Origin of the sequence: Denitromonas iodatirespirans (assembly GCF_018524365.1) — a bacterium.
GTDB lineage: Bacteria > Pseudomonadota > Gammaproteobacteria > Burkholderiales > Rhodocyclaceae > Nitrogeniibacter > Nitrogeniibacter iodatirespirans.
On the sequence record NZ_JAEKFT010000010.1, the window covers coordinates 83,288 to 97,769 of the forward strand.

Sequence of the window (14,482 nt, forward strand, 5' to 3'; positions counted from 1 at the left end):
CATGACATGTCTCCTGATGGTTTTATGATTTGACCGAGGACGCATCCTCGCAAACCAGTCTGACCAACACCGCGATCCCCTCAAACCCCTCAATTCCACTTAATGGAATTGATGGCGGCTCAGCGGGGAATCCGTTCGGCAATGCAGCGGGTCACCATCGGCTGCGCCTCGGGCCGGTGGAACGACAGTTTCTGTCGCTTGAGCGCCACGTGGGTGGCAGTGATTCGTTCGTGGCGACGCAGGTAGTCGGCCCAGGACTCATCGACGAACTGCTCGAAGAAGCGTCCCGAATCGCTCACGTCGCGCAGCAGATTCCACGACAGGACGCCGTTTTGCAGCCACACGCGGCGACTCTCGGACATGAGCTGGACAAAATCGTCCGCCCGGGCCGGATCGATGCGGTACTCCACCGTCACCTGAACCGGCCCACGTCGAAAGTCGATGGGAATGGCCGCTTCCGGCGCCTTCCAGACCGGTGGCATCAGCGGCCCCTCCTCCGGATCGCCCAGGATCGGCAAACGCCGGGTCAGCAACCAGCCGACCACGGTCGCGCACGCCGCCGCGAGCAGGCCGGTGCGCAGGCTGAAACTGCCGGCCACCTGTCCCCAGCAGGCCGCGCCCAGGGCGTTGCCCCCCATCATCGCCATCTGGTAGAAGGCCATGCCCCTCGCCCGCACCCAATCGGGCAGGGCGAAATGCGCCGACACGTTGAGGGCGTTGGCCGTCGAGATCCAGCCCAAACCGCCGGCGAACAGGGCCGGCAGGGCCACATAGAGGTTCGGCGCCAGCGCCGCGCCGACGGCGGCCGAGGCATGCAGCACACAGCCCAGGTCCACCAGGCGGTCGCGCCCGAAGCGGCGTCGAATGCGCGGCAGCAGCATGGCGCCACAAATGGCCCCTCCGCCCATTGCCGCCATCAGTATCGTGAAGGTCTGCGCCCCACCACCGTATTGCTGTTTCGCCAGCAGCGGCAACATCGCCAACAAGGCGATCGACGAGAAGGCGAATGCGAACGCCCGACGCAGCACCGCCCGCATCCGGGTCGAGGCCCGTACATGCTGCAGGCCGACACGGATCGCCCCGAAGAAGCGCTCGCTCGGCAGTGCCGTCACCACCCGCGGGCGCCGCCAACGGTAGATCGCCGCACCCGCCAGGACGGAGACCATCGCATTCAGCGCGAAGACCGCGACCGGCCCTAGCGTGGCGATGAGCATGCCGGCGAGCAAGGGCCCGAGGATCCGGGAGGTATTCATGGCCATGCCGCTCAATGCCGTCGCCACCGGCAACTGTTCGCGCGGCACCAGCTCGGCGATCACCGCCGCGAACACCGGCCAGCGCATCGCCAGGCCCAGGCCGTTGGCGAAGGTCAACACCAGCAGCACGCCCGGCGACATCAGGTCGAAGGCCATCGCCAGACAGATCAGCAGCGCCACCGCCGCCACCCAGAACTGGGTGAACATCAGGTAACGCCGCCGGTCGACGATGTCGGCCAGGGCGCCACTGGGCACCCCGAACAGGAACACCGGCAGGGTCGAGGCCGACTGCACCAGCGCCACCATGAGCGGCGTCCCGCTCAGCGCGATCATCAGCCAGGCGGCGGCCACGTCATTCATCCACAAGCACAGGTTCGCGGCGAGCCACACCGCCCAGAGCGACCGGAAGACCGGATCAGCCAAGGGCAGAAACGGCGAGGTCGACGTGGCGTCAGGTCCGGTTTCAGTCATGGTGCGAGGTCGATGTCAGACACGGGAACACCGTCTGCGGCAACGGCCCGGTCGGCGCGCTCGCAGGTACGGCCCCAAACTGGCAGCGTATCTGGCATGCTCCTGAAAATCCCGACACATTTCCATCAGGTGAAATCAAGCGGAGGCGACGGAACACATGCCCTATAAGACATCGGCAACGCATGGAGAGACCGACTCACGAATCCAGAACCGCTCGCTGGAGCGCGGCATCGAGATTCTCCGGGCCTTCCGCCCCGGCTCGGATCTGCTCGGCAACGGAGAAATCGCGGAGCGCACCGGACTGTCACGGGCGACCGTCAGCCGTCTGACACAGACGCTGGCCGGCACCGGCGTGCTCGAGCATGACCGGCGCGCCCGCGCCTACCGACTCGGCGCGCCGGTCCTCTCCTTCGCCCTCGCCATGCGTAACAGCTACCCGATCCTCCAGATCGCCTCGCCCATGATGCAGCGAGTCGCCGAGACCCAACACATCAACGTCGGGCTCGCCACACCGGACCGGGACGAAATGGTCTATCTCGAATCGATCCGCTACAACCGCAAGGTCACCCTCCGCTCGGTCGTCGCCGGCCAACGCGTACCGACTGAACTGACCTCACTCGGCCGCGCCTACCTGTCGACCCTGACGCCGACAGAACGAACCCAGGTCTTGACCATGATCGACGCAAAACGCACCAACGCCTGCTCCGCAGAATTGAAAGCGCAGATCGACCGTTCCATGGCAGACGTTCAAGATCAAGGATTCTGCGCGGTTTCGTGGCAACCCGAAGTCGTTGCACTCTCGACACCATTGGTTGTTGAAAACAGCCCGGCTTATGTGCTGAATGTCAGCGTCACAACCCGATCGACGATAGACGACATTTCCAAAGAGCTGGCCCCAGAGCTACTGAAGCTCCGTGCAAAAATTCTTGAGCATTTCACCGAACAGTGAATCAACTGCGTCATCGCACCTTCGCATTGATGATCCTGTTCCAGGGTGTGGTGTAAGAGCGGACAACGTGGGAGGCAAACTGGTGTGAGCCAACATGGGCCAATGGCCCAAGCAGGCCAGAAAGCAAAAAACCCAACCACCGCTAGGTGATTGGGTTTTGCAGAATTTGGTTGCGGGGGCACGATTCGGTAGCCAGAGGCGAATCCTCGTGAGTTAGATCCATTCCAGACTTGTTTCAATCGACAGCCGCCCATGAGGCGGTTTTTTCGTGCACTCAACACAGATACGCGCAAGTGACATGCACGTCAACGACGCACGCAACGGCTAATCTGGCAGAGCGTCGGAAAAAGGTAACATCGGTAACATGATCGATAACACTACGCCGAAAGCCTTTGCAGATGCGGGTTTCTAGATGATCGGTGAAGGTAACTTCATGGTGACATTAAGGTAATCATGTTACCTATTCAGTGAGTCACAGAGCTGATAATAAACCCCTTTCAAATCAATGCGTTGCAGAAAGTTACCTTTGAGATTACCTTTTGTGACCCGTCGAAGGTGACCAATAGATTCGTTTAAATTCATGGGCTTGCAAGAGGCCCCGCGGGGACATTACCGAGGTTACCTTTTCCCGACATCGAACCCTCCAACCAATCGAATGTGAAGTTGAAACGAGCGCCGATCGGCATGTGCACGCCCTATGGCGCACGCATTCGGACGCCGATTCCTTCTGGTATCCCCGCGACCCGCCAGCAGCACTGCCCGAACTCAGGATTCGGCACGTACGCACGTTTTCCGACCCATGAAGCGGGCAGGCGGGGCGGGGTGCCGAGTGCGCGCGCGGGGTGCTTGGGCATGAAAAAAGGCCGCTCCGGCGGCCTGTGGGTGGTTGGGGGGTGGTCAGTAGTTGGTGAGGATGAGCTCGCGGGACTGCTGGGCCCGCCCTGCCCCTCCCACGTTGTAGGTGATTTCAGCGCTGCGACACTTGAGCCCGGAGAACACGCGCCGCATGTCGGGGTGGTCATTGACGGTGACGATGAAGCGCCCTTGCCTGGTGGTCGCCATCTCGGCAATGGCCTCGTACTGCTCAATGGCGAACGGCACCCCATACCCCTCGGTCTTCCAGTACGGTGGGTCGAGGAAGAACAGCGTGCCGTTGCGGTCGTAGCGCCGGATGCACTCCTGCCAATCCAGATGCTCGATCGTGGTGCGCGACAGGCGCAGGTGAGCCGCCGACATGTCCTCCTCCAGACGCATGCGGTTCAGCCGCGGCGGCGTCGTTGCCGATGTGCCGAATGTCAGCCCCGTCGCTTTGCCACCGAAGCACAGCTTCTGGAGGTAGTAGAACCGCACCGCGCGCTGGATGTCCGTCAGGCCATCGGGCGGTGTTTCCCTGGCATGCAGGAACGATTCCCGGCTTGGCAGAGCCCAGCGGAACTGGCGGACGAACTCATCCAGGTGATGCTGCACCACGCGGTAGAGATTCACGATATCTCCGTTGACGTCGTTGAGCACCTCGACGCGCGCCGGCGCCTTCATGAAGAACAGCGCCGCCGCACCACAGAACGGCTCAACGTAGCAGGTGTGATCCGGGAAGATCGGGAGGATGTGTTTAGCGAGTCGGCGCTTGCCGCCGATCCACGGGAAGAGTGGTCGAGCCTTCATGACGGTCTCCTGACTTGTCAGATGGGAGGCTCGAGGCCTTCAGGTGGTTGATCCTTCTGCAGCGCGGGCACTTGATCGACAGTGCCGTGAATATGCCCTCGCCAAGCTTTCTATTGCATGATCCGCATCGAATAATTTTCACTATTGCCTTCGGGTATCGTGTAGCCTCTGCGCGCCGTGTGCACGGTGGCGGCGCCTTGGCTGAAGGCAGGCCTGTTCTGCTGGAGGTGGCCGCGCGGGTGCTGCAACACCCGCGTCGGTCGCGCCGTCTCTCTTTCAGGCCGCCGACTTCGTCGGCAGCTGGTACTCATTGAAGGTCACCACCTCTTCGCCCAGCCAGGTGTTGATCTGCTGCATGTCGGACTGGAGCGGCTTGAGTTCGTTGGCGACGAAGACCCGGGCCGCGGTCTCCGCGTCGCCGAAGCCCGACGTGTTGGTCGGCACGATGCCGAGCAGCTGCGGTGGCACGCGGTGCGCTGCGAGCATGTCGTCGCGGGTCACCGCCTTGATGTTGAAGAACTCATCCTTGGCCGCCACCTCGCTCACCGGGATCAGCTGCAGCCCGTCCTTCTTGCCGTTCGGGCTGTACATGAACAGATTGCGGAAGTTGCCCGGGCCCTTGGCTTCCTTCAGCGCCTTGCGCAGGTTGTCCACGTCCTCCGGGTTCTGCGCCGCGTCAGTCAGGTAGAGGATGAATCCCGCGTGGCTGCCGTTCTTGTAGTACTTCCGGCGGAACAGCGTGGCCGCTTCGTTGAGCCAGGCGCTCTGCAGCGCCGACAGGTACTGCGGCAGGCCGTAGATTTCCTGGTTGATGTCCGGCTCCATCATGTGCAGCACGCTCCCGCGGCGCAGCTTCTGCATGTCCTTCCAGCCGCGGACGAACCAGTAGTCGGTCAGATTGGTCCCGCGCCGGATGTACTTCGCCGGCGCCGCCTCGATGCGCATCACCCGGCCTGACCGTGCCCGCACCATTTCCGGGTAGGCATTGCCAAACACCAGGTAGTCGAGCGCGATCTTCTTCAGCGTCGACGCGCTCAGCAGCGGGTGCGGCCGGTAGATGCTGGCAAGGATGTTCGCCTTCACGTTGATCGGGCTCGAGTGATGGATGCTCGCCCGCAGGCTCTTGGCCAGCCCATCGAAGCTGATCGGCGTCTCGAAGTACTCACCCATGTCCGCCGCCTCGAGGTAGTCGAGGATCTCGCGCCCTTCCAGCACCGGTTCCGGGTCGCCGAATGAAAAGGCGATGGTGCTCGCCGGGTTGTTGATCTGCTCGTCGCTCATCCGAAAATCTCCATCGAGCTGGTCGTCTGGGCGCTCTGCCCCTCCAGCGGTTCATTGATCAAACAGTGCATCGTTGCCCACGCCAGATCCGCGTGGCTCGCGTCCTCCGACCGGTCGGCATCGAAGGTCATCTGGTTGCCGCTCTGCGTCATCACCTTGCGGATCGCCATGAAGCTCTGGGCAATGTCCGTCCAGCCGGCATCGAACTGCAGCCGCCCGCGGCTGATCACGTTCTGCGCCTTCAGCACCATCCGCACCTTCTGGTCGACCGAGTAATTGATCGGCACCGCCGCCGGGAAGAACTTGCGCACCAGCTGGAAAACCCCGGCGCCCAGCCCCGTGTTGTCGATCGCGATGTGCGTCACCAAGTAGCGCTCGGTCACCTTTCGGATGAACTCCGCCTGGGCTTCGAAGTCACCCCCGCGCAGCTGGTGCCGCTCCAGAATGCGGAACGGCCCACCCGCCACCAGCGGCGGCGCCACGACAACCAGCCCGGCCGCATCGCCCGTGTGGCTCGGGTCATACCCGATCCACACCCCGCGCGAGCCAAACGGACGCATCGCGAAGGGCTTGAAGTCCTCCCACACCTCCCAGCTATCCACCATGCACAGCTGCAGCTGGGCCAGCGGAAAGGCGCTCATCGAGTCGTCCAAGAACATGCACATCAGCAGGTTCGCGAACTCCTCCGGCCCGTACTCCAGGCGCAACTGCTCGATATCGAACAGATCGCACCCGCCGGCGATTGCATCCTCCACCGTCACGATCTGGCGCCACTGGCCATCGGCGCACAGCAGGCCGCCACGAAGCGCCTCATGGCTCACGTCGATCTCGACCCGGTCCTCCTTCTTCCGCCCGCGGTTGTAGAGCGCACCGGTCCAGAACGGATACGCCTCGTGGCTCGTCGCGCTGGGGGTCGAAAAGTAGGTCTGGCGCCACTTCTTGTGGATCGCCATGCCGGACGCCACCTTGCGCAGCTCGGCAAAGCGCGGCACCCAGAAGATCTCGTCGAAGTAAAGGTTCCCGTGGTAGCTCTGAGCAGTGCGCGCGTTCGTGCCCAGGAAGTACAGGGTCGCGCCGTTCGGCAACACCATCGGGTCGCCCTTCAGCTCCACATCGCACACCTCGCGGGCAAACTCGATGATGTACTGGCGGAACACATAGGCCTGCGCCTTCGAGGCCGACAGGAAAATCTGGTTGCGCCCAGTTCTCAGCGCGTCGTCCAGCGCCTCGCGGGCGAAATACCAAGTCGCCCCAATCTGCCGGCTCTTGAGCAAGTCGCGGATGCGGTACTTCTCGCCAGCATCGAACCACACCCGCTGGTATTCAAAGATCGAATCCAGAAACGCGTCATGAAGCGCCTTGATCTGCTCATCCGTGAAAGCGTTCTTCTCCGGACGCTTCTTCGGCCCCGCATTCCGGTTCGCCACCTTTGGATTCAAGTCGGTCTCGTTACCGCCCTCCCGGTACCGCCGGATCCGCTCCGAGCGCTCCAGCTGCCGGTGCAGCAGGTCGATCTCCTTGAAATCGCGCCCTTCCTTCACGTCCTTCGCAATCAGCTGCACCAGGCGCAGTTCCAGCGTCGCCTCGATCTTCTGCAGCGACGTCGCCTTGTCCCACTCCCCGCGCCGCTTCCAGCTCATCACGGTATTGACGTTCACGCCCAGATGTCGCGCAATGGCCGTCAGCCGCCACCCCTGCCAGTACAGCGCGCGCCCCTGCCACCGCGGATCCGTTGGATCTGCGGGCAATCTGGCCTCAATCGAATCTGCCGGTACCGGCCCTGCAGGAGCATTCATGGCGGCCATGTTGCCCGCCGCGCGCGCGCGGCCCGGACACGCCTTGCCGTAACGGCTCACCACACAACCCGGGCGCGTTGCCGCCCATCCCACCGCGCCCGACCATGCCGTCAAACGTCACCCGACAACCCCGAGGGGCAGATGGCAAAGACCAAGTTTTTCCGCGTCATGACCGAAGGCGCCACCACCGACGGCCGCAAGATCCCGCGCAAGTGGATCGAGCAGATGGCCGCCAACTACGACCCCGCCATCTACGGCGCCCGCATCTGGCTCGAGCACCTGCGCGGGCTGTGGCCCGACAGCGAATTCCGCGCCTATGGCGACGTGCTCGCGCTCGAATCCCGTGCTGTCGAAGACGGCAAGCTCGCGCTGTTCGCCCAGTTCGACGTCACCGACGACCTCATCGCCATCAACAAGAAGCGACAGAAGATCTACTCCAGCGCCGAGGTATCCGACGACTTCGCCGAAACCGGAGAGGCCTACCTCGTCGGCATGGCCTTCACCGACTCCCCCGCAAGTCTCGGCACCGAAATGCTGCAGTTCTCCGCCCAGGCCAAGGACAACCCCCTCGCGGCCCGCAAGCAGCACCCGGACAACCTGTTTACCGCCGCCACCCCCTTCATTATCGAACTCGAGGACGACATGACCACCGAAGACAAAGACACCGCCTCCAAGGACGGCGGCACCAAGACCCTGCTCTCCAAGATCACCGGCATCCTCAGCAAGGATCGCGAAGAGCAGAAAGAGACCGTCCAGAAGCACAGCGCCGACGTCGGCGAAGCCATGGAAGCGCTCGCCACCGCCCACGCCGAACTGGCCGAGAAATTCAGCGCCGCCACCAAGGCCGACAAGGCCACCATCGACGCCCTCTCCAAGCAGGTCGAAACCCTGTCCGCCGATCTGAAGAAGGTCACCGACGACTTCGTCGCCTTCCGCGATCAGCTGGACAACACCGAAGACGACGGCGCTGGCCGCAACAAGGCCACCGGCGGCGACACCAAGGACCCGGACGCCGGTCTCTGACCGCCTCGCCCCGGAACCAAACGACCCCACGCCGCCACAGGAGCCCCCTCATGCGTAACGAAACCCGCGTCCTCTTCAACGCCTACCTGGCCGCCATCGCCGCCGGCAACGGCATCGCCGACGCATCCCAGAAATTCGCCGCCACGCCCAGCGTTCAGCAGCGCCTCGAAACCAAGATGCAGGAGTCGAGCGACTTCCTGTCGCGGATCAACGTCATCGGCGTCACCGAGCAGTCCGGCGAGAAACTCGGCCTCGGCATCGGCGGCCCCATCGCCCGCCGCACCGACACCACCTCGACCGATCGCCCCACCAGCGACCCGACCAGCATCGACGACAGCGGCTACACCTGCAAGCAGACCAACTACGACACCCACATCAGCTACAGCAAGCTCGATGCCTGGGCCAAGTTCCCCGACTTCCAGGCGCGCATCCGCGACGTCATCGTCAAGCGCATGGCGCTCGATCGCATCATGATCGGCTTCAACGGCGCCAGCGCCGCCGCCACCACCGACCCGGTCACCAACACCCTGCTGCAAGACGTCAACATCGGCTGGTACCAGAAATACGTCACCGACGCCGCTGCCCGCGTCATGACCGGCGGCGCCACCCCTGGCACCATCAAGATCGGCGCCTCCAGCGCCGACTACGCCACGCTCGACGCCCTCGTGTTCGACCTGGTCAACAACCTCATCGACCCGTGGTTCCGCGAAGACACCGCACTGGTGTGCATCCTCGGCCGCGATCTCATGGCCGACAAGTACTTCCCGCTCATCAACGCCACCCAGCCGCCCAGCGAGCAGATGGCGGCCGACATGATCATCAGCCAGAAACGCGTCGGCGGCCTGCAAGGGGTCCGCGTCCCCTTCGTCCCGGCCGGCTCGCTCATGGTCACCACCCTGGACAACCTCTCCATCTACTACCAGGAAGGGGCCCGCCGCCGCACCATCGTCGACAACGCCAAGCGCGACCGCATCGAAAATTACGAATCGTCCAACGACGCCTTCGTGGTCGAAGACTACGGCCGCGGCTGCATCGCCAAGAACATCGCCTTCGTCTGATCGCGAGCGCAGCACAAAGCCCCCGCCCGGCGGGGGCTTGATGATGCCCTTGCCGAACCCAAAGGAGCCCACAATGCGCCACAGCCCCGCCCGCGCCCACATGCAACATCACGTCGCCGCCGCCCGCGCCTCCGCAGACGACGGCACCATTGCCGACCGTGCCCTCGCCACCGGCTACGAACTCATGCTTGCCCAGCTCGGCGAGCACAAGCGCCGCCTGCGCGATATCAAGAGCAACGAGGCCAAGGCCGAGGCCAAGGCCAAGCTGCTGCCCGAGTACGACGCCTACATCGCCGCCGCGCTGGCCACCGACGCCGGCGGGCAGGACGACGTGCTCAGCACCCTCATGGTCTGGCACATCGACGCCGGCAACTACGCCCAGGCCATCAAGATCGGCGCCTACGTCATCCGCCACGGCCTGGCCATGCCCGACCAATACAAGCGCGACCCGGCCGGCGCGCTCGTCGAAGAGACCGCCGACGCTGCCCTCAAAGCCAAGGCCGCCGGCGAGCCCTTCGACGTCAGCCTGCTGGTCACCCTCGTGGTCATGACCGAGCCGTGCGACATGCACGACGAGATCCGCGCCAAGCTGCACAAGGCCATCGGCCTCACCCTCGCCACCGACGACGCCGACCAGATCGACCTGGAGGCCGCCGTCAAGCACCTCACCCGCGCGCTCGAACTGCACGACAAATCCGGCGTCAAGCGCGACATCGAACTCATCCAGCGCCGCATCAAAGCGCTGGGCAAAGAACAAGCCGGCGCCACCGACGGCGCCGGCTGACCGGGCGGTCCCCGCAGCCTGGCGGCGGGCGGGGCTTCGGCAGGGTTCCCTCCTTTTCCCCACCGATCGCCCCGCCCCCACCGCCACCTGACCGGAGCCACACATGAGCACCATCGCCATCGGCCAGCCATCCGCCACCGAACGCACCATCACCCTGGGCGCGTTCTGGCCAGAGATCGACCCCGCCGCTGCCCGCGCCGCCCAGCGCATCGACGGCACCGTCACCACCGAGCGCTGGCGCGACGCGCTCATGGATGCCGCTGCCACCGTCATGGGTCAGCTGTCCAGCTGGCGCGTCACCCAGACCGCCGCCGGCTACACCACCCTCGACGCCGTGCCCGCCGACCAGATCGACGACGAATCAATCCACGTCCAGCGCTTCCTCCGCGCCGTGTACTGCCTCGCCGCCGCCAGCGTCACCGAGCGCTACCGAGGCTTCGACGCCACCGACAGCGGCAACCGCCTCGCCGACGAGCTCGAAACCCCCATCGACGACCTGCGTCGCGACGCCCACTGGGCCATCAACGACATCCTCGGCCGATCGCGCAGCACCGTGGAGCTCATCTGATGCAAGTCCGCGCGCGCCAGGGCGACACGCTCGACCTCCTGTGCCACCGCCACCTCGGCGCCACCGCCGGCGTCACCGAGCAGGCGCTCGCGCTCAACCCCGGCTTGCCCGCGCTCGGCGCCGAGTTGCCAATGGGCACCGCCGTCCAACTCCCCGAGGCGCCAGACGCCCCGGTCAAGACCCGCACCAAGCTCTGGGATTGACATGACAGAACCCACCACCACCGGCACCGCCGCCATCCTTCTGAAGCTCGGCAGCGTCTTCCCCGGCGTCATCGGCGCCGCCATCGCCCTGCGCTTCAACACCGCCGACCTCTCCGCCCGCAAGCGGATCAGCGCCTTCCTCGCCAGCATCGCCATTGCCCACTACCTCGGCGGCGCCGTCGTCGAACACTGGGCCCTGGCAGGCATGGTGGCTGAAGCCGCCAAGCTCGCCGCCGGCCTCTTCGGCCTGTCCATCATCGCCAGCCTCATGGCCGAAGTGCCCACCATCGTCGGCCAACTGCGCCGCCGCTATCTCGGAGAACGCCCATGACAACGCTCATCGCGCTCCTGCAGATCTTCATCATCGGCCTGTGCGTATGGGGCGAACTGGCCCGTACCGTGCATCGCTCAAGCCCCGTCAGCACCGCGCTCGGCATCATCGCCATGTCCGCCATCGTCGGCCTCGCCAAGGGCGGCGCCGGGGCCGGCGCCGTCCTGCTCTGGCTACTCGTCCTCGCCGTCCTCGTCGCCCTGCTGCGATGGGCCAGCCACCGCAACCACCACCGGAGGCTGCACCTGTGACCATTCTGCGAAAGGGCGCCACCGGCCGCGCCGTCACCCACCTGCAAGGCCTTCTCGGCGCTGCCGGCTTCCCCGTCGTCAATGACGGCTGGTTCGGCGACACCACCGAAGCCGCCGTGCTGCGCGCCCAGATCCACCTCGGCATCATTCCCGACGGCATCGCCGGCCCGCAGACCATCACCGCGCTCACCGCCGGTCGCCGCGACCCGCGGCACATGACCTACGCCGCCATCGAGCGCGCCGCCGCCGAACTGGACGCCCCGATCAGCCACATCCTCGCCATCGCCCAGGTCGAAAGCGCCGGCGACGGTTTCTTGCCCGACGGCCGGCCCAAGATCCTCTACGAGCGCCATGTCATGTACCGGCGCCTGGCCGCCGCCGGGCTCGACGCCGACGCCCTGGCCGACCGCTACCCCGCCCTGGTCAATCCAAGGCGCGGCGGCTACATGGGCGGCGCCTTCGAACACGGCCGGCTCAAATCCGCCCGCATGATCGACGACACCGCCGCGCTGGAATCCTGCAGCTGGGGCGCATTCCAGATCATGGGCCACCACTGGCAAATCCTCGGCTACGACAGCGTTCAGCACTTCGTGCTGTGCATGCAGAAAGACGAAGACCACCACCTCGCCGCCCTCGTCCGCTTCATCGTCGCCGACCCCAAGCTCCACGCCGCCGTCAAGTCCGGCAAGTGGCCCACTGTCGCCCGGCTCTACAACGGCCCCGCCTACGCCGAACACGCCTACGACACCCGGCTGGCCACCGCAGCGCGCCGCTATGCCGTACTCGAGGCGTCGGCGTGAAAATCTACCGCGCCGCCGGCGTCGCCATCGGCATCGAGCCCACCAGCGAGAAGATCCGCTTCTTAGGCTCGGCCGACCCCGCTGACCCGCGCCCGCCATACATCGGCAGCGCCACCGCCATCCACCTCAACGCCGCCGAACTGCTCATCGCCAACATGAGCGTCACCGGCGTCACCCGCGCCCACCTGCGCCTCATCGCCGGCTGGGCCATCGCACGCGGCTACCGCTGGATCTACGCCGAGCGCCTGCCAGGCCACACCCTGCCGCTCGCTCGCCGCCGCACCGAGCGCCCCTTTGCCGACCACTTCGAGATCGACCTCGCCGCCATCGCGCGGCACGTCCTGCCGCCGGAGGTGCAATGTGCTGGCTAAGCTACTGGGCAACCCTTGGATCCTGCTGGGTCTCGTGTTGGCGCTTGGCGGCTCACACCTGGCCGCCTGGCGCCTGGGCGCCACACACACCGAAAACGCCGCTGCATCCGCGCGTGAAGCCCGGCTCGCGGCCGATCTCATCCTTGCCGCCGCCGCACTCGCCGACGAATCCGACCGTGCCGCCGAAGCGGAACGCAGTCGTGATCGCCTTTCCCGACGCCTACAGGAGATAGACCGTGCGCCCCCTCCACCTCCGCGCCCTGAGTGCCGCCTTACTGATGGCGAATACGGCCTGCTCGATCAACGCCGCCGCGCCATCGTCGATACCCATCGCGCCGCCGGCGCCGACCCGCTGCCTGATCCTCTGCCCGGAACCCCCAACGATCGACCGCGACCCGATCCAGACCATCAAGGACCTGCAGGACTGGGGCTCCGACTGCCGCCTGCGGCAGATGGAATGCCGCCGATGGGCCATCGACCGCAATGAGCACCTTCGACCCCACTGAGCACGGATGGGCGCGCACCGGCGCCGACCACATCGAGCGTGACGGCTACCGCATCGTCAAGTCCGGCGTCAGCACAGGCCCGCTCAGCAACCCCACCCACGGCCCCATCTATCACGCCTACGCCCCGGTCGGCGCCTTCATCGCCGCCGGCGGCTGCCTGAAAAACGTCTGCGAGATCTGCCTCCGACATGAAAAAGCCCGCTAGCCTCCGCGACGCCCTCGAAGCATCCAGCGCCTGGCTCAAAAAGCACCCCGACAACCTGCTCATATTCGCCGAAGGCGGGCGCGTCGCCGCCCGCTACGGCGACACCAGCTATCTCACCAGCTACACCCTCGAAATCGTCATCACAGACTTCCCCGAAGACCACGCCACCATCTACGTGCCGCTGATCGCATGGCTCGCCGTCAACCAGCCAGACGCCCTGCTCAATCACGACACCGGCAACCGCCTCATCGAGTTCGAGGCTGACATCCTCAACCACACCACCTGCGACCTCTCGCTCAAGATCGACCTCACCGAGACCGTCGTCGTCACCACCGTCGACGGCGCCACCTCCGCCACCTACACCGACGAGCCGCCCGTCGATCCCTATCACGACGTCAGCGCCTGGGAAGCCATCTACAACCAGCCCGACACCGCCCCCGACTTCACCGTGCCCGACCCCACCCCGGTCTGATCCATGGAAGACCTGCAACAGCTCGACGCCCGCCTCGGCCAGCTGCTCGCCGCCGTTGGCGACGCCCGGCGCCGGCACCTCGCCAGGCGCATCGCCATCGCCCTGCGAAAATCCCAGGCCGAGCGCATCGCCGCCCAGCAGAACCCCGACGGCAGCGCCTTCGAGCCCCGCAAACCCCAGCCCCAGCTGCGCGGCAAGCGCGGGCGCATCAAGCGCATGTTCGAGTCCATCCGCACCCGCCGCCACCTCAAGGCCACGTCCAACGCAGACGGCGCCACAATCGGCTTCTCGGGCCGCGCCGGCCGCATCGCCCGCGTGCACCAGGAGGGCCTCATCGACGCCGTCAACCGCCGCGGGCTCAAGGTGCGCTACCCCGTGCGAACCCTGCTCGGTTTCAGCCCCGCCGACCTCCGCACCATCCGCGACACCGCCATCGACCACCTCGGGTCGTAAGGGCGCGCACCACAACACGCCAGCCGCCCATCGCCGCGCGCGCGC

19 protein-coding genes are annotated in these 14,482 nt (G+C 65.5%); 14 read left to right on the top strand and 5 right to left on the bottom strand.

The genetic code is table 11. The annotated features are described in order from the left end of the window. Nucleotides 1–119 precede the first annotated feature (119 nt). Nucleotides 120–1,724 carry an MFS transporter gene (locus tag I8J34_RS10745; protein WP_214361403.1) on the bottom strand — a complete coding sequence of 535 codons (1,605 nt, stop codon included), beginning with the start codon at nucleotides 1,722–1,724 and terminating at the stop codon, nucleotides 120–122. Between the two features lie 157 nt (nucleotides 1,725–1,881). On the opposite strand from I8J34_RS10745, the gene I8J34_RS10750 reads away from it, so the two are divergent. Then, complete coding sequence (locus I8J34_RS10750; RefSeq protein ID WP_214361404.1) at nucleotides 1,882–2,673, top strand: IclR family transcriptional regulator; 792 nt, start codon at nucleotides 1,882–1,884, stop codon at nucleotides 2,671–2,673. Between the two features lie 897 nt (nucleotides 2,674–3,570). Here the strand turns inward: I8J34_RS10750 and I8J34_RS10755 are convergent. From I8J34_RS10755 to I8J34_RS10770, 4 genes are all read right to left on the bottom strand, one after another. Continuing rightward, the gene (locus tag I8J34_RS10755) at nucleotides 3,571–4,335 is read right to left on the bottom strand and encodes a DNA adenine methylase (protein ID WP_214361405.1); all 765 of its coding nucleotides are present in this window, start codon (nucleotides 4,333–4,335) and stop codon (nucleotides 3,571–3,573) included. Next, nucleotides 4,283–4,477, bottom strand: a complete 195-nt coding sequence (locus tag I8J34_RS25090; protein ID WP_214361406.1) for a Com family DNA-binding transcriptional regulator — start codon at nucleotides 4,475–4,477, stop codon at nucleotides 4,283–4,285. Before I8J34_RS25090 ends, I8J34_RS10755 begins: the two co-directional genes overlap by 53 nt. Before the next feature lie 134 nt (nucleotides 4,478–4,611). After that, on the bottom strand, nucleotides 4,612–5,616 hold the full coding sequence (locus I8J34_RS10765) for a phage portal protein (protein ID WP_214361407.1): 1,005 nt from the start codon (nucleotides 5,614–5,616) through the stop codon (nucleotides 4,612–4,614). After that, a complete protein-coding gene (locus I8J34_RS10770; RefSeq protein ID WP_230411792.1) occupies nucleotides 5,613–7,472 on the bottom strand; it encodes a terminase ATPase subunit family protein in 1,860 nt (619 codons plus the stop codon). The genes I8J34_RS10765 and I8J34_RS10770 overlap by 4 nt, the downstream gene beginning before the upstream one ends. Before the next feature lie 81 nt (nucleotides 7,473–7,553). Here I8J34_RS10770 and I8J34_RS10775 point away from each other — a divergent pair, with 81 nt between their 5' ends. From I8J34_RS10775 to I8J34_RS10835, 13 genes are all read left to right on the top strand, one after another. Beyond that, nucleotides 7,554–8,435 (top strand): GPO family capsid scaffolding protein, encoded by an 882-nt coding sequence (locus tag I8J34_RS10775; RefSeq protein WP_214361408.1) that lies wholly within the window; start codon nucleotides 7,554–7,556, stop codon nucleotides 8,433–8,435. A 50-nt stretch (nucleotides 8,436–8,485) separates the two neighbouring features. Continuing rightward, nucleotides 8,486–9,493 (top strand): phage major capsid protein, P2 family, encoded by a 1,008-nt coding sequence (locus tag I8J34_RS10780; RefSeq protein ID WP_214361409.1) that lies wholly within the window; start codon nucleotides 8,486–8,488, stop codon nucleotides 9,491–9,493. A gap of 73 nt (nucleotides 9,494–9,566) precedes the next feature. Further along, entirely contained in the window at nucleotides 9,567–10,277 is a 711-nt protein-coding gene (gene gpM, locus I8J34_RS10785) for a phage terminase small subunit (RefSeq protein ID WP_214361410.1), read from the top strand. 103 nt (nucleotides 10,278–10,380) lie between these two features. Beyond that, nucleotides 10,381–10,845 carry a head completion/stabilization protein gene (locus I8J34_RS10790; protein WP_214361411.1) on the top strand — a complete coding sequence of 155 codons (465 nt, stop codon included), beginning with the start codon at nucleotides 10,381–10,383 and terminating at the stop codon, nucleotides 10,843–10,845. Continuing rightward, the gene (locus I8J34_RS10795; protein WP_214361412.1) at nucleotides 10,845–11,048 is read left to right on the top strand and encodes a tail protein X; all 204 of its coding nucleotides are present in this window, start codon (nucleotides 10,845–10,847) and stop codon (nucleotides 11,046–11,048) included. Before I8J34_RS10790 ends, I8J34_RS10795 begins: the two co-directional genes overlap by 1 nt. A gap of 1 nt (nucleotide 11,049) precedes the next feature. Continuing rightward, complete coding sequence (locus I8J34_RS10800) at nucleotides 11,050–11,379, top strand: hypothetical protein (protein ID WP_214361413.1); 330 nt, start codon at nucleotides 11,050–11,052, stop codon at nucleotides 11,377–11,379. Further along, a complete protein-coding gene (locus I8J34_RS10805) occupies nucleotides 11,376–11,630 on the top strand; it encodes a hypothetical protein (protein WP_214361414.1) in 255 nt (84 codons plus the stop codon). The genes I8J34_RS10800 and I8J34_RS10805 overlap by 4 nt, the downstream gene beginning before the upstream one ends. Next, complete coding sequence (locus I8J34_RS10810; RefSeq protein ID WP_214361415.1) at nucleotides 11,627–12,430, top strand: N-acetylmuramidase domain-containing protein; 804 nt, start codon at nucleotides 11,627–11,629, stop codon at nucleotides 12,428–12,430. The genes I8J34_RS10805 and I8J34_RS10810 overlap by 4 nt, the downstream gene beginning before the upstream one ends. Beyond that, nucleotides 12,427–12,801, top strand: a complete 375-nt coding sequence (locus I8J34_RS10815; RefSeq protein WP_214361416.1) for a hypothetical protein — start codon at nucleotides 12,427–12,429, stop codon at nucleotides 12,799–12,801. Before I8J34_RS10810 ends, I8J34_RS10815 begins: the two co-directional genes overlap by 4 nt. 236 nt (nucleotides 12,802–13,037) lie before the next feature. Beyond that, a complete protein-coding gene (locus I8J34_RS10820; RefSeq protein WP_214361417.1) occupies nucleotides 13,038–13,307 on the top strand; it encodes a hypothetical protein in 270 nt (89 codons plus the stop codon). After that, entirely contained in the window at nucleotides 13,285–13,512 is a 228-nt protein-coding gene (locus I8J34_RS10825) for a hypothetical protein (RefSeq protein WP_214361418.1), read from the top strand. Before I8J34_RS10820 ends, I8J34_RS10825 begins: the two co-directional genes overlap by 23 nt. Then, nucleotides 13,496–13,984, top strand: a complete 489-nt coding sequence (locus I8J34_RS10830; protein ID WP_214361419.1) for a phage tail protein — start codon at nucleotides 13,496–13,498, stop codon at nucleotides 13,982–13,984. Before I8J34_RS10825 ends, I8J34_RS10830 begins: the two co-directional genes overlap by 17 nt. A 3-nt stretch (nucleotides 13,985–13,987) precedes the next feature. After that, nucleotides 13,988–14,437, top strand: coding sequence for a phage virion morphogenesis protein (locus tag I8J34_RS10835; RefSeq protein ID WP_214361420.1), 450 nt, complete (start codon nucleotides 13,988–13,990; stop codon nucleotides 14,435–14,437). Nucleotides 14,438–14,482: the final 45 nt, after the last annotated feature.